Origin of the sequence: Amycolatopsis sp. NPDC051071, from assembly GCF_040682875.1 — a bacterium.
GTDB lineage: Bacteria > Actinomycetota > Actinomycetes > Mycobacteriales > Pseudonocardiaceae > Amycolatopsis.
In genome coordinates, this window is sequence record NZ_JBFBBY010000083.1 from 1 (window position 1) to 14,562 (window position 14,562).

General features: G+C 68.5%; 12 protein-coding genes. 6 read left to right on the top strand and 6 right to left on the bottom strand.

What is annotated here, in order from left to right:
• Positions 1 to 57: 57 nt before the first annotated feature.
• Complete coding sequence (locus AB0M65_RS24755; protein WP_364031858.1) at positions 58 to 837, bottom strand: exodeoxyribonuclease III; 780 nt, start codon at positions 835 to 837, stop codon at positions 58 to 60.
• A 95-nt stretch (positions 838 to 932) separates the two neighbouring features.
• Positions 933 to 1,670 (bottom strand): trypsin-like serine protease, encoded by a 738-nt coding sequence (locus AB0M65_RS24760; RefSeq protein ID WP_364031861.1) that lies wholly within the window; start codon positions 1,668 to 1,670, stop codon positions 933 to 935.
• A 238-nt stretch (positions 1,671 to 1,908) separates the two neighbouring features.
• Between AB0M65_RS24760 and uvrC the strand changes: the two genes are divergently transcribed.
• Genes uvrC through whiA form a run of 4 tightly spaced genes read left to right on the top strand, consistent with a single transcriptional unit; the run spans position 1,909 to position 6,791 of the window.
• Positions 1,909 to 3,909, top strand: coding sequence for an excinuclease ABC subunit UvrC (gene uvrC, locus AB0M65_RS24765; protein ID WP_364031864.1), 2,001 nt, complete (start codon positions 1,909 to 1,911; stop codon positions 3,907 to 3,909).
• A gap of 50 nt (positions 3,910 to 3,959) precedes the next feature.
• Positions 3,960 to 4,817, top strand: coding sequence for an RNase adapter RapZ (gene rapZ, locus AB0M65_RS24770; protein ID WP_076163800.1), 858 nt, complete (start codon positions 3,960 to 3,962; stop codon positions 4,815 to 4,817).
• Positions 4,818 to 4,821: 4 nt separating this feature from the next.
• Positions 4,822 to 5,808, top strand: coding sequence for a uridine diphosphate-N-acetylglucosamine-binding protein YvcK (yvcK, locus tag AB0M65_RS24775; protein ID WP_364031933.1), 987 nt, complete (start codon positions 4,822 to 4,824; stop codon positions 5,806 to 5,808).
• On the top strand, positions 5,799 to 6,791 hold the full coding sequence (whiA, locus tag AB0M65_RS24780) for a DNA-binding protein WhiA (protein ID WP_364031867.1): 993 nt from the start codon (positions 5,799 to 5,801) through the stop codon (positions 6,789 to 6,791). The genes yvcK and whiA overlap by 10 nt, the downstream gene beginning before the upstream one ends.
• A 111-nt stretch (positions 6,792 to 6,902) precedes the next feature.
• Here the strand turns inward: whiA and AB0M65_RS24785 are convergent, their stop codons facing one another.
• Complete coding sequence (locus AB0M65_RS24785) at positions 6,903 to 9,872, bottom strand: FHA domain-containing protein (protein ID WP_364031870.1); 2,970 nt, start codon at positions 9,870 to 9,872, stop codon at positions 6,903 to 6,905.
• A gap of 50 nt (positions 9,873 to 9,922) precedes the next feature.
• Here AB0M65_RS24785 and AB0M65_RS24790 point away from each other — a divergent pair, with 50 nt between their 5' ends.
• Positions 9,923 to 10,831 carry a hypothetical protein gene (locus AB0M65_RS24790; RefSeq protein WP_364031873.1) on the top strand — a complete coding sequence of 303 codons (909 nt, stop codon included), beginning with the start codon at positions 9,923 to 9,925 and terminating at the stop codon, positions 10,829 to 10,831.
• 762 nt (positions 10,832 to 11,593) lie between these two features.
• Here the strand turns inward: AB0M65_RS24790 and AB0M65_RS24795 are convergent.
• A complete protein-coding gene (locus tag AB0M65_RS24795) occupies positions 11,594 to 12,466 on the bottom strand; it encodes a sterol desaturase family protein (protein ID WP_364031876.1) in 873 nt (290 codons plus the stop codon).
• Positions 12,467 to 12,550: 84 nt separating this feature from the next.
• Here AB0M65_RS24795 and AB0M65_RS24800 point away from each other — a divergent pair, with 84 nt between their 5' ends.
• Positions 12,551 to 13,162, top strand: coding sequence for a TetR/AcrR family transcriptional regulator (locus AB0M65_RS24800; RefSeq protein WP_364031879.1), 612 nt, complete (start codon positions 12,551 to 12,553; stop codon positions 13,160 to 13,162).
• Here the strand turns inward: AB0M65_RS24800 and AB0M65_RS24805 are convergent.
• Both AB0M65_RS24805 and AB0M65_RS24810 read right to left on the bottom strand, forming a co-directional pair.
• Complete coding sequence (locus AB0M65_RS24805; protein WP_364031882.1) at positions 13,137 to 13,646, bottom strand: NUDIX domain-containing protein; 510 nt, start codon at positions 13,644 to 13,646, stop codon at positions 13,137 to 13,139. The two genes, AB0M65_RS24800 and AB0M65_RS24805, sit on opposite strands and share 26 nt — an antisense overlap.
• A 43-nt stretch (positions 13,647 to 13,689) precedes the next feature.
• A complete protein-coding gene (locus AB0M65_RS24810) occupies positions 13,690 to 14,319 on the bottom strand; it encodes a hypothetical protein (protein ID WP_364031885.1) in 630 nt (209 codons plus the stop codon).
• Between the last annotated feature and the right edge of the window lie 243 nt (positions 14,320 to 14,562).

The window sequence follows — 14,562 nt, forward strand, 5'->3', positions numbered from 1 at the left end:
CATAGGACGAAATTCGTCCTATGGGGACCCCTCATGACACGGCGCGAGACAAAGCCCTCAGAGCCCGAAGTCCACCACGATCGGAGCGTGGTCCGACGGCCCCTTGCCCTTCCGCGCGTCACGGTCCACATAGGAATCCGTCACCCCGCCGGCGACACGGGCGTCGGCGTACACGAGGTCGATCCGCATTCCCTTGTTGTTCGGGAAATTCCCGGCCCGGTAGTCCCAGTACGTGAACGGGTGGTCGTACTTCAGCGGCCGCGGGAACACGTCGGACAACCCGAGGTCCCGCAGTGCGGCCAGTGCCTTCCGCTCCGGCTCGGTCACGTGCGTCGATTCGGCGAACACGCCGATGTCCCAGACGTCGATGTCGGCGGGTGCGATGTTGAAGTCGCCGAGTACCGCGAACGGCAGGCCTCGCGTCATCTCTTCGCGCACGGTCGCTTCCAGCGCCGAGAGCCAGTTCAGTTTGTAGGTGTAGTGCGGGTTGTCCAGTTCTCGCCCGTTGGGCACGTACACCGACCACAGTCGCACCCCGCCGCAGGTGGCGCCGATGGCCCGCGCGTCGGTCTTGTCCTGGAACGTGGGCTCGCCGGTCAGCCCGCGCGTGACGTCCTCAACGCCGACGCGGGACACGATGGCGACGCCGTTCCAGCGTCCGATGCCGTAGGCGGCCGTCTCGTAGCCCAGTTCCCGCACGGCGTCGAAGGGGAACGCGTCGGTGCCGCATTTGAGTTCTTGCAGGCACAGCACGTCCGGTTGTACCGAGCCGAGCCAGTCGAGCACCCTCGGCAGCCGGGGCCCGATCGAGTTCACGTTCCAGGTCGCGATCCGCATGCCCGCGAGCGTCCCACACCCCACCGACATGACGACGAGAAAGGGCCCCTCCGAGACGGGTCGCGTCTCGGAGGGGCCCCGCCGGGGGTGTGAGGTCAGACCCCGGCGGTCGTGCGGATCCAGGAGCGGGCCGAAGCGACGCTGCCGTAGTTGTTGGTGCCGCGGGTGTTCGAGCCGCTCTGGTTCTGCACGGTCGAAGCGACGCCGACCTGGACGCCGTTGGAGACCTGGGGGCCGCCCGAGTCGCCCTTCCACGCCGAACCGTTGATGCCGACGCTCTGGATGGCCGGGCCGCCGTAGGCGTCGGACGAGCTGCCGCTGACGCGGACGTTGGCCACCTTCAGCGCCGAGGCGGGCGGGCCGGTCGGGGTCTCACGGCCCCAGCCGTATAGCTGGTTGGTGGACCCGACCGACGGGTTCGAGCCGGCCAGCCCGATCGGCGTGACGCCGGCGTCGGAGGCCAGGTGCAGCAGCGAGAGGTCGGAGCCCGCGGGCGAGGACACCTTGCGGTCGACGGCGATCACGCGGCCGCCCTGCAGCTGGTTGCTGCCGACGCGGACCCGCATGCCGGTGCCGTCGGAGTCGAGGCAGTGCTTGGCGGTCAGCACCCAGCGCTGGGCGATGACGCTGCCGGAGCAGTTGAACCCGTCCCACTGACGGCCCGGGGTGTTGACGTAGACCTGGGCGCCCCAGCTCACGGTGGGGGCGGTGCCGCCGCCCACGATGTTCGGCTGGACACCGGTGGGGGTGCCCGCGGAGGCGACCGCTCCGGCGGTCATGGTGAGGGCTGCGGCGGCGAGGGTGGCGGCGCCCAGCGTACGAAGACGGCTCACGGTGCAGGAGTCCTTTCGAGCGTCATCTGACGAAGAACCGAGTGAAATGGAACTGGGACGGAAAGTAATCACCCGGTTCACCCGTTAGGAACCCACGAACGTCGGTTCCGGCCGAATATCCGACTTAGGTCGGTATACGTAGTGAAATACGGACCGCATCGTGGTAATCGTCACCCGGACGAGTACTAGAGCATGGGGGCTCGCAAGACTGTCGGTGGTGCCCCATAGGCTTGGCAACGTGGCTGACCCGACCACCTACCGTCCTTCGCCGGGGAGCATCCCGGACGCGCCCGGCGTGTACAAATTTCGTGACGCCACGAAGAGGGTCATTTACGTCGGCAAGGCGAAAAGCCTCCGTAGCCGGCTGAACTCCTACTTCGCCGACATCACCGGCTTGCACCCGCGCACCCGCCAGATGGTGACGACGGCGGCGAGCGTCGAGTGGACCGTCGTGGGCACCGAGGTCGAGGCGCTCCAGCTCGAGTACAACTGGATCAAGGCGTTCGACCCGCGGTTCAACGTCCGGTACCGCGACGACAAGAGCTACCCGGTCCTCGCCGTCACCATGAACGAGGAGTTCCCGCGCCTGCACGTCTACCGCGGTGCGCGCAAGAAGGGTGTGCGGTACTTCGGCCCGTATGCGCACGCCTGGGCCATCCGCGAGACGCTCGACCTGCTGCTGCGGGTCTTCCCGGCGCGCACCTGCACGGCAGGCGTCTTCAAACGGCACGGCCAGATCGGCAGGCCCTGCCTGCTCGGCTACATCGGCAAATGCTCCGCGCCGTGCGTCGGCAAGGTGTCCGCCGAGGAGCACCGTGACATCGTCGAGGACTTCTGCGACTTCCTCGCCGGCCGCACCGACGCGCTGATCCGCCGCCTGGAGCAGGAAATGGCGGCCGCGTCCGAAGAGCTGGAGTTCGAGCGCGCGGCCCGGCTGCGTGACGACCTCGGTGCACTGCGGCGCGCGATGGAGAAGCAGGCGGTCGTGCTCGGCGACGGCACGGACGCCGACGTCGTCGCCTTCGCCCACGACGAACTCGAAGCCGCTGTCCAGGTCTTCCACGTGCGCGGCGGCCGGGTCCGCGGCCAGCGCGGCTGGGTGATCGACAAGGCCGAGGAGATGGACGTCAAGGATCTCGTCGACCACTTCCTCTCGCAGTTCTACGGCGAAGAGGCCGAACGCGCGGACGACCCCGAACTCGGGTCGCCGGTGCCCCGCGAGGTGCTGGTCCCCGAACTACCCGCCGACGCCGAGGCGCTGGGTGAGTGGCTTTCCGGGCTGCGCGGGTCGCGGGTGAGCCTGCGGGTGCCGCAGCGCGGTGACAAACGCGCACTCGCGGAGACGGTGACGCGCAACGCGGGCGAGGCGTTCACTCAGCACAAGCTGCGCCGCGCCGGCGACCTCACCGCGCGCTCGGCCGCGCTCGCGGAACTGCAGGACTACCTGGCGCTGGAAACCGCGCCGCTGCGCATCGAATGCGTCGACATCAGCCATATCCAGGGCAGTGACGTGGTCGCGTCGCTCGTGGTGTTCGAGGACGGCATCCCGCGTAAGTCCGAGTACCGGCGTTTCGCGCTGCGCGAGGCCGCGGAGGAAGGCGACGTCGCGTCGATCGCCGAAGTCGTCCGCCGCCGGTTTTCCCGCTATCTCAAGGAAACGGCCGAGGACGTGCCGGTCGATCCGGACAGGCCGGGCATCGACCCGGAGACCGGTAAGCCACGCAAATTCGCCTACGCGCCGAACCTGCTCGTCGTCGACGGCGCGGGTCCGCAGGCCACCGCGGCCGCGGACGTGCTCTCCGAACTCGGCATCACCGATCTGACCGTGGTCGGCTTGGCGAAGCGGCTGGAGGAGGTCTGGCTGCCGGGCGATCCCGATCCGGTGATCCTTCCGCGTACCTCCGACGCGCTGTATCTGCTGCAGCGGCTGCGTGACGAGGCACACCGGTTCGCCATCCGCTATCACCGGGAGAAGCGATCCAAGCGGATGCAGGTGTCCGCATTGGACGGTGTGCCCGGACTGGGGCAGGCTCGCCGTACCGCGCTGATCAAGCATTTCGGCTCGGTGCGGAAACTCCGCGAAGCAAGGATCGAGGAGATCGAGGCGGTGCCCGGCTTCGGCAGGCGCACCGCGGAAGCGGTCGTCGCGGCACTCGCAGGGGAGTCCGAAGCACGTTTTCCCGCTGAGGACGCATCAGGCGCAGCGGCGACGACGACGGCGGGGGAGTCCGGTACGTGATCGGGGAAAGGACCATCGTGAGTGCGCAAGAAGAAGGCCGCGGTTCCGGAATGGAGGTCGCGGTCGTCTCCGGGCTGTCCGGCGCGGGCCGCAGTACCGCCGCGAAATGCCTGGAGGACCTTGGCTGGTTCGTGGTGGACAACCTGCCACCCGAACTGATCGCCACCATGGTCGAGCTCGGCGCGCAGGCGCGGGGCGCGATCACCAAGGTCGCGGTCGTGATGGACGTACGCTCGCGCGCGTTCACCGACGACCTGGCGTCGGTCATCAAGGACCTCGACGCTCGCGGGTACAAGCCGCGCGTGTTGTTCCTGGAGGCCACCGACGCGGTGCTGGTGCGCCGGTTCGAGGCCGTCCGCCGCGGGCACCCGATGCAGGGCGACGGGCGGCTCGCCGACGGCATCACCGCGGAGCGCACGCTACTGGAGCCGCTGCGGGAAGAGGCCGACCTCGTGCTCGACACGTCGTCGCTTTCGGTGCACGACCTGCGTGCCAAGATCGAGGACGCGTTCGGCTCCGAGGCCGGCACGCAGACCCGCGTCACCGTGCTCTCCTTTGGTTACAAGTACGGCCTGCCGATGGACGCGGATCTGGTGATGGACGTCCGGTTCCTGCCGAACCCGTTCTGGATCCCGGAACTGCGCGATCACACCGGTCTCGAAGGTGAGGTCCGCAACTACGTGCTCAGCCAGGAAGGCGCGGACGAGTTCCTCGACCGCTACCACCAGCTGCTGCGCCTGATCGGTGCCGGGTACAAGCGTGAGGGCAAGCGGTACCTGACGCTGGCCGTCGGCTGCACCGGCGGAAAGCACCGCAGCGTCGCCATTTCCGAGGAACTCGCCCAGCGTCTGTCCAATGAGGACGGTATGGCCGTGAAGGTGGTGCACCGCGACCTTGGCCGCGAGTAGCGAGCTGCGCGCGGTCGCGCTGGGCGGCGGGCACGGCCTGCACGCCACCCTCACCGCGTTGCGCCGGGTGACCTCGCAGGTCACCGCCGTGGTCACCGTCGCGGACGACGGGGGCTCGTCCGGCAGGCTGCGCCGGGAACTCGGGCTGTTGCCGCCGGGTGACCTGCGGCAGGCGTTCGCCGCGTTCGCCGCCGAGGACGGCGGGACGTTGTGGGCGGAGGTGTTCCAGCACCGTTTCGGCGGTGACGGCGCGCTCGCCGGGCACGCGGTCGGGAACCTGTTGCTGGCAGGCCTGTTCGAGGTGCTCGGTGACCCGGTCGCCGCACTCGACGAGGCGAGCAGGCTGATGGGCATCTCCGGCCGGGTACTGCCGATGTCACCCGAACCGCTGGAAATCCAAGGCGAGGTCTCGGGTCTGGACGCCGACGATCCTTCGGCACTCAGGCGGATCCGGGGTCAGGTGGCGGTGGCGACGACTCCCGGGCAGGTACACCGGATCAGCCTGCACCCGTCGGGTCAGGCCGACCGCCCGCCGCGAGGCTGCGACGAAGCGATCGAAGCGGTGCTCGGCGCGGACGTCGTCTTCCTCGGTCCGGGGTCGTGGTTCACCAGTGTGCTCCCCCATCTGCTGGTGCCGGACCTGTATGACGCGCTGCTACGGACGGATGCCACGAAGGTGGTGATCCTCAATCTGATCCCCCAGCCGGGGGAGACGGCGGGATTCTCTCCGGAGAAGCATCTGGACGTACTCTTCGAGCACGCCCCGGAACTACGGGTGGACGCGGTCATCGCCGACGGTGACTCGGTGCCCTCACCAGCCCGGTTGCGGGACGCGGCCGGGAGACTCGGCGCGCGGGCGTTGCTGGGGGCGGTGGCTGACCCGGTCGTGACGGGGCGGCATGATCCTCATGCGCTCGCGAGCTGTATGCGGGACGCTCTCGGTCTCACCGGGGGAGGAGCTGAAGGTATGGAGGGGCAGCGATGGCGATGACCGCCGCCGTGAAGGACGAGCTGAGCCGGCTGGAGATCACCAAGATCGGCCCGCGCCGCGCGGAGGTCGCGTCGATGCTGCGATTCGCGGGCGGGCTGCACATCGTGGCGGGCCGCGTCGTGGTGGAGGCCGAACTGGACACCGGTTCGGTGGCGAGGCGGCTTCGTAAGGAGATCCACGAACTGTACGGACACCAGTCCGACGTCCACGTCATCTCTTCCAGCGGCTTGCGCAAGGGCACGCGGTACGTCGTCCGGGTGGTCAAGGACGGCGAGGGCCTCGCGCGGCAGACCGGCCTGATCGACCAGCGCGGCCGTCCGGTACGCGGGCTGCCCGCCGCCGTCGTCTCCGGTGGCGTCGCCGACGCGGAAGCCGCCTGGCGTGGCGCGTTCCTGGCGCACGGTTCGCTCACCGAGCCCGGCCGCTCGTCGTCGCTCGAAGTCACCTGCCCCGGCCCCGAGGCCGCGCTGGCGCTCGTCGGCGCCGCCCGGCGGATGGGCATCCAGGCGAAGTCGCGCGAGGTCCGCGGCGCGGACCGCGTCGTCGTGCGTGACGGTGACGCCATCGGCGCCCTGCTGACCCGGCTTGGCGCCCACACGAGCGTGCTCGCGTGGGAAGAACGGCGGATGCGCCGCGAGGTGCGTGCCACCGCGAACCGGCTCGCGAACTTCGACGACGCGAACCTCCGGCGCTCGGCCCGCGCGGCCGTCGCCGCCGCGGCCAGGGTCGAACGCGCGCTGGACATCCTCGGCGAATCCGCCCCGGACCACCTGCTCGCCGCCGGCAAACTGCGGCTGTCGAACCGGCAGGCCTCACTCGAAGAGCTGGGCCAGCTTTCCGACCCGCAGATGACCAAGGACGCCGTCGCCGGCCGGATTCGCCGCCTGCTCGCCATGGCCGACAAAAAGGCGAAGGAACAAGGCATCCCGGACACCGAATCCGCGGTGACCCCGGACATGCTGGAAGACGACGACGAGGCCTGACCTTCCGCGTTTCGTCCTCTGGTTGCGATCCATGCACGCGCATTCACCGCAACCAGAGGACTACTTGCGGGTGTTGCGAAAGCCACTTTCGCAACGTCGCCGCAGTGCTGCTCACGACTCCCGGGGACGCCAGTGCGCGAGCTGTTCCCGGACTTTCGCCGTTTCCGGATGCCGTTCACCCCGGACCTCGACGGAGTCGTCCAGTAGCAATGACCACTCCGAGAGCGCTTCGGTGATCTGACCGGCTTTGGCTCGAACCAGCGCCTGGCCGAAGCGGAGGTCGAGGACGTCGGGATGCCTGTCGCCCAGCCGTTCTCGCGCCTCCGCCAGGAGCCGTCCGTACTCCAGCACCGCAGGAGGCGCGTCCTCGGCCAATGCGCTCCAGAAGGCGATGTTGTGCCGGATGTGCATGACGATCACATCGTCGCCCAACGCGTTTTTCGCTCGGGGCAACAGTTCCCGGCTCAGCCGCAGGGCTTCGGCGCCGTCTCCGGTCTTGCCGGTCGCGACGGCGAGGAGATGCCGGGCGTGCAGGGTTTCCCGGTGACTCGGACCCAGCGAGCCGGTCGCGTCCCGGACCAGGGCTTCGAACGCGGCGCGTGAGTCTTCCGGCCGGTCCAGTTCGCCGAGCAGGTGCCCGATGTTGTTCCGGACGCTCAGCACGTCCTCGTCGCCCGCGCCGAACGCGTCGACAGCGGCCTGCAACAGGCTCTCGAACCGGCCGAGTGCTCCGGCCGCGTCACCGGCCTTGCCCGTCCACGTCGCGTGCCGGGCCTTGCAGCGCAAGGTGATCCGGTGGTCTTCCCCGAGTTCGCGAACCGCACGTGCCGCCCACGCGGCCCAGCGTTCCCGGTTCTCCACCGGGATCCAGGACGCCCTGCGCTCCAGAGAACGGACGGCGTCCTCGTGGAGGCCCGCGAGCCACAGGTACTCGGCTTCGTTGGCGGCGGCGTAGGCCTGCTCGGGCGTCGGCTCTTCGTCGCTGGAAAGCGGCTCGACGTCGACGGTCGCCGCCGCGAGTCGATCGTGTCCCGTCACTTCCGGCAGATCGCCCGTCCACAGCACGGTTTCCGTCGCCAGTCCGGCCTGGGCCCGGCTGACGGCGTCACCGAGACCGGCGAGGATGTCCCGCACGTGCACCGTTTTGCCCGGACCACCGCTCGCCGCGCTCGCTTTGGTCAGGATCGAGATCGGGATCGGACCGCGTGCCGCGGCCAGGTGCAGCAGGTCCAGCAGGATCGTCCGCGCGGGCCGCGGTGTGTCGTCGTCGGTGTCTTCGTCCGCCGCCGGCCAGGCCTCTTCCTGGGTGACGCTGATGAAGGTGACCTTCGCGTCGCCGAGCTTGATGACGTCGCGGTGTGCGAGGACGGCGTTCAGCACCCGCCGCCCGTTGACGAGGGTGCCGTTGGCGGAGTCGAGATCGGACAGCCACGCGGTCGTACCGTCCCACCGGATTTCGCAGTGGAGCCGGGAAACGCGTGAATCGCTGACGCGGAGGGCGGCGCGCCTGCTGCGGCCGAGCGTGGTGAGCCCATAGGAGAGTTCGTGGCTGGCAGGCGGATGTCCGGGGACGTCGATGATCAGCGTGGCGGGCGTGATCTTCGGCGAGGTGGGCGAGCCGGTGTCGTTTTCCCGGCCGTCCATCCAGTCGATCGTCGACGGCACCCGCTCGTCCGGCCGTCCCTGCGGCCCTGGCTCGGAGATGACGGGAGGATCGAGACTGGGTGGCTTCCAGGGCGGGGGCACCGGGACCAGCCGCACCACGGTCGCGGCCGGAAGGTCCTTCGGGGCCCGGGTCGCCACCACCGTCTTCACCCAGGAGAGTTCCGGATCGGTGGACAGGCTCCACACGAGGCCGGCCAGTCGCGAGGCGACGTCGGGGTCGAGATCGTCGAGGCCGTCCACCGCGATCCGCAGCGGGCCATCCGTCCACTGTGGAGCAAGTGTCCGAAGTGGACCGAGGATCACCAGATCGAAAGCGCTTGCGCCACTGCGTGCGTCGTCATCGAGGCCGTTGAGGAACGCCTCGCCCGCTTCGGTGAAACCGGGGACGGTGCGCCGCAATTGACGTGCCAGTTCCCGCGCGATCTGTTCCGCGGTCTGGCCGCGGGAGGCGAACAGCACGGCGTGCAGGAAGTCCGGCGGTACATAGGAACCGGCCACCGACGGCCGGGCGAGCGCGGCCAGCATGGCCGACTTCCCGGCACCGGCGTCACCGGCGATCGCGACCAGGCGGGCCCCGGTGAGCAGATGCCCGACGGTCGCCCCGAGTTGCGGGTTCTGCCGGTAGTTCGCGGTCAGCCGTTCGATATCGGGGGCGGCGGGATTGCCCCCGAGCGGCGAACGGCGCCAGGTGGGGGAGGAGTTGAGGGCGAGCCAGAGGCCCTGATCGGCGTCGGCCACCTCGCGAGTGCCGTCGAAACCCAGGTGGACGGCGGTCTGCATCGGGCACAGTCCGGTGATGACCCGCTTGAGATCCGCGCACCGCACGCGTTCGCCGAGGCTCGCGTGCCCCGAGCGCAGCACGGTGACCAGGGAGCGGCTGAAGCAGCCGTTGGCCGCGACACGGTTGTCCGACGCGGTGAGCAGATCGAACCGCTTGCCGGCCTCGCCGACGATCCGCAGCCAGCGTTGCCCGGCCTGGAGTGCGCCGATGCCCGCGTGGCAGGTGTCCAGCAGGATCACGAGCCCGTCGAGCGTGGAGTAGCGGCCGAGGAGTTCTTTGATCCGCTGGGCGAACAGGAACGATTTCCGGCTGTCCACCGGCAGGCTGGTTTCCTTGGTGAGGAAGTAGAAGTCGTCGTCGGCGTACTCGCCGTGCCCGACGAGCGAAAGGAAAAGTGTCGCCTCGTCTTCCGACGCGCGCTCGAAAGCCTCGACCAGCGCGTCGTCGAGTTCGACCATCGTCGGGTCGACGAGCAGGCCCCGTCCGTCCGCGAGAGCGGGGACGCAGCCACCGATCTCGGGATCGAGCAGCGCCGCCGAGACGTCGCGACCGACGTCCGGGAGAAACGAAAGAAGGTTCAACGAAGCGCACTGCGACGCGACGACCAACGACCTCCGCTCTCCCACGGAGATCACTTTGTCTCATCCGCGGTGCACCGGCAAGCACTTCGGCGATACTGTGCGCCATGGCCCGGATCGTTCTGGTGCACGGCATCGCCCAGGAACAGAAGTCCGCGGACACCCTCGAGGCGGAATGGCTGCCGAGCCTGGCAGGCGGGGTCCGGCTCGCCGGTGACCCCGCGCTGGCCGACGACCTGTGGCGCGATTCCCGGCCAGGCGCCGCCCGGATGGCCTTCTACGGCGACCTTTTCCTCCGCGACGGCCAGCAGGGCGGCGCCGACGAACTGACCGTGGACGAATGGTGGGTCGCCGAGGCGCTGGCGGCGGAGTGGCTGCATAACGCGGCCTTTTCGGCGTCCCGCGAGACCGACCGGAACCGGGCCAGGGTCGAATTGGCCCATCTGGGTGGCTTGTCCGAGGAATACCAAGGCGTCCGTGCCGCCGCCCGTCCGGTGCTGAACGCGCTGGTGCGCCTGCGGCCGTTCGCCCGCCTCGGCGTCGCGTTCGCCGAGCGTGTGGTGCTGAAGGCGCTGCGGCAGGTGACGCTGTACCTCACCGACGAGACGATCCGGACGCGGGTGCAGGAGCGGGTCGCCGAGCACATCGGGCCGGAGACCCAGGTGATCATCGGACATTCGCTCGGTTCCGTCGTCGCCTACGAGGCCGCTCATCTGCACGGCCGTCCGCTGCCGTTGCTGCTCACCCTCGGCTCGCCGCTCGGCCTGCGCACGGTGGTCTACGAACGGACCCGCCCGCAGCCGCCGTCCGTCCCGCCCGGCGTCGCGCGCTGGGTGAACCTGGCCGACCGCGACGACCTCGTCGCCGCCAAACCGGATCTGAGCCGGATGTTCCCCGGCGCCGACGGTGTCCTCGACAGCGGTTACACCGTCGACAACGGGGCCAAACCGCACGAAGCGGCGTTCTACCTGGCCAAGCGCCGCACGGGCGAGGCGCTTTCCGCCGCGCTGGCCTAGGGCGTGTCTGGCAAATCTGGTCGCGGTCTTCGCGCCCAGGCGGCCCCTGGCGGCGCAGGCCCTTCGACCGAGTACGTCCAGTACGAGGCCGAAGGGCCCGCACCACCAGGGGCAGCCTGGATCACGAACCCCATCGACCAGATTTGCCAGACACGCCCTAGGCGGTCACCCGGTCAGTGCTGTCGCCGTAGCGTCCACAGCAACCAGTTTCCGGCGCCCGCGCAGGTGGCCACATCCCAGCCCTGACCGCCTAAGCCGGACAGTACCGTGACGGCCTCGTTGTAGCTGCCAGGCAAGAGCCGCTCCTCGCCGCCGGGCAAGTTGACCCTGATGGACGATTCGGCCCAGATCCATTCCACGGTGGCGAACTCGTAGGTAAAGATTGCCCTGCCTCCCCGAACTGGATGGATAACGGTAGGCAACATAGCGCACGTTCCGTGCCCTGAAAGGCATTTACGTGGCATTGCGTCCCGAGTGGAACCACCATGCCGGATTGCCACGCCACAGCGCCGGCCCGCGGGCGAACTCGGCTGTTACCTGCGCCCGGCCGGCGTAAGGCGACGGTTTCCGCCGTGACTGGTCGCCGCCAAACGCGGCACGCGGGTCTCGGTGGTGACGGCCGCCTGATCACCGCCGCGCCGCCGTCGACCTTGCTCGCCCAGTTCCGGTGCGGGCGTCGAGTGAGGAAATGGTGCTCACCGACGTGATGTGCACGCAGCGGCCGCCACTGGCGAGCCTCTCGTCGGTGCTGAGGAAGACGGCCTAACTTCCCGCGTGGCTCAAGGCGTTCGCGGGCTGCCAGCCCGGTGGGCCGAAGACGTAGCCGAGTTTGTCCCGCCACGATCCGGCCGCGCGGACGTCGCGCAGGATCGAGCCGTATTCATGGAAACCGACCTTGAGCAGGTTGTGGGTCTCGATGTTCTTGGTCAGGCCGTAGGTCGGCCGTTTGCCTTCGGGGACGAAGCTGCCGAACATCCGGTCCCAGATGATCAGGATGCCGCCGTAGTTCGCGTCCAGGTACTCCTGGTCGCTGCCGTGGTGCACACGATGGTGTGACGGTGTGTTGAACACGTACTCGAACCAGCGTGGCAGCTTCCGGATCTTCTCCGTATGCACGAAGAACTGGTAGACGAGGTCGATCGACAGTCCGGTGAGGATCATCCACGGCGGGATCCCGGCGAACGCGAGGATCGACCAGAACGGCAGCTGGAAGTACGGGGTCCACTTCTGCCGCAGCGCGGTCGAGAAGTTGTAGTGCTCACTCGAATGGTGCACCTGGTGGCCCGCCCACATGACCCGGACGCGGTGACTGGCCCGGTGGTAGGCGTAGAAGACGAGTTCCTGGCCGAGCAGCATCAGCACCCAGGTCCACCAGTCGCCATGGCTGAATTTCACCGGCGCCAGTTCGTAGAGCGCGGCGAACACGAACAGCATGAAGATCCGGAAGACGCCGTTGATCACCACCGCCACCGCACCCATGGACATGCTGGTCCGGGTGTCCTTGACGCTGTAGCCGATGACGTTGTCGTCGTGGCCGAGCACATGCAGCGCGAGGATCTCGATCGCGACGAACAGCAGGAACACCGGTGTCGCCAGCAGCACCGGATCACTCAAATGGGCAAGAAAATCCGCCACACGCCTCTCCTGTCTCGACCTCTCGTGATCTGACCTTCAGGTAACTTACCTTTGGGTCACTTACCTGAGGGTAAGATAACCGCCGTGACAGAAGCAAGGGCCGTCGGCACGAAGGGCGTGCCCCGCGAAGAGCGGGAAACCCAGATCGTGCGCGCCGGTACGGAGGAGTTCGGCAAGAACGGGTACGCCGGGGCGTCGATGGTGGAGATCGCGCGCCGGGTCGGTGTCACGAAACCCTTGCTGTACCAGTACTTCGGCTCAAAGGACGGGTTGTACCTCGCCTGCCTGCACCGGGCGGGGGACAGGCTGACCGAAGGCGTCGCCGAGACGATGGCGGAGGAGAGCGAGCCGCCAGAGCGGATGCCGCTGGCGGTGCTTTCGGCCATTTTCGAGACATTCGACCATGACCGCTACGCCTGGAAGCTCCTCCGCGACCCGACGGTGCCCTCGACCGGCGAGATCGCCGGCGTCGCGACCGACTACCGCTTCCGGCTGGACGGGTTCGCGCTGATCGGCGCCGCCCAGCTGATGCGGTCACGCGGGCTGGACGACGAACGCGACATCGAGGCGATCGCCCAGGTGTGGACCGGCGTGGTCGATTCGCTGATCAGCTGGTGGATCGACCAGCCGGATCAGGACGCGGCGGCGATGACCGAGCGATGCGGGCGGATCATGCGGAACTTGTTCGGCTGGTGAGTTCGGTTGCGGCGGCCTCGCCGTCGGCGAAGGCGAGCGGCGGCCGGTCTGCCAGCGGGAACCAGGCGTACTCGGAATTCTCTTCCGACAGCACGATTTCCGCGTCCGGCGGGAGTTCGCAGGTGAAGGCGAGCCCGAGCGTCACCAGGCCGGTGTCGCCGTAGGCCGACGAATACGATCCGGCGAACTTGAGGTTCCGGAGTTCGCAGCCGATCTCTTCGAGACCCTCGCGGACGAGGTTCTCCTCGGCGGTCTCGGTGCCGGAGAGGAACCCGCCGACGGTGTCCCAGCTGCCCTTGCGGGGCTGGTGTGCCCTGCGCAGCAACAGGATCTCCTCGCCGTCGACGACGAGAGCGACCGTGGTCGGCAGCGGGTTGTCGTATTTGGTGAAGCCGCACGCGGGGCACTCGACATGAGTCTCCTTGCCGTCACCAGCGAGCCGGGTCCGGTTTCCGCAGCGCGGGCAGAACGTCCAGTCCTTCACCGGCCGAAGTCTAGAGGCCGGTGAAGGACCGGACGTCACGCACTCAGGAGCAGCGCCAGTACGAAGGCTCGGGCAAGCCCATCGGCGTGGCGATGATCGCGCCGTCCGCGGTCACCGCCGCGTTCGAACTGAAGGGATGGGGTACGTCCGAGAAATTCGGCCTGGGGCCGGTGATCGTCGTCTCGGTCTCCCCGGTGCGCCAGACGCTCACCGAGCTCCCTGAAGAGGCGCCATGGAAGCCGAGTACGACTCCTCGTGCGTTGGCGGCCTTGGCGGTCGCGCCGGGAATGGTCGTGACCACGTTGCCAACGGCGTCCCACACCACGCCCACGCGGCCGCCCGCCGAATCGATGCCGTGTCCCGCTGTCACCCCTTCGTCGAATTGCGACGCGACGATCCCGGTGAGACCGTCCGGGGTCCGCAACCTGCCCGTGGTGCCGTCGGCGTGGTAGATCTCGCCGGTCGAGGACACCACGCGTCCCGTTTCGTCGATACCGACCGGGAACCCGTCCCCGAGGATCCGGTAACCCGTGCTTCCCGACGGCCAGTAGACGATCTGGGTCTTCCCCGCGACGTCCACGAAACCGGTGATGTCGCCGCGATCGTTGAGCCAGGCGGCGAAGGTGTGTCCGGTCTCCGGTGCCGGAAGCCAGCGGTAGAACGTCTTGTACACATACGGAGTGGATTCACGGGAATCGGCAACCTTCGCCCCACGACCACGCCGTTCCGGTTGATGTCCCGGGTGTTGTTCCAACCACCGTCGCGGAAGCGCAGCATGATCCGTGGCTGCCCGTTGTGCCAGATGATCCCGTAACCGGGCTCGGGATAATTACTGCCGTTACCGACGATCCACTCCGTGCCGGCGGAACCGTCGATGTAGGCGTAGTCGATCCCGGACGGCATCGGCAGTTTGGTC

Bases quoted from the DNA above. Each gene is read 5' to 3' on its own strand.
- AB0M65_RS24755 (WP_364031858.1), bottom strand. From the start codon at position 837: ATGCGGATCGCGACCTGGAACGTGAACTCGATCGGGCCCCGGCTGCCG.
- AB0M65_RS24790 (WP_364031873.1), top strand. From the start codon at position 9,923: ATGGCCCGGATCGTTCTGGTGCACGGCATCGCCCAGGAACAGAAGTCC.
- whiA (WP_364031867.1), top strand. From the start codon at position 5,799: ATGGCGATGACCGCCGCCGTGAAGGACGAGCTGAGCCGGCTGGAGATC.
- rapZ (WP_076163800.1), top strand. From the start codon at position 3,960: ATGGAGGTCGCGGTCGTCTCCGGGCTGTCCGGCGCGGGCCGCAGTACC.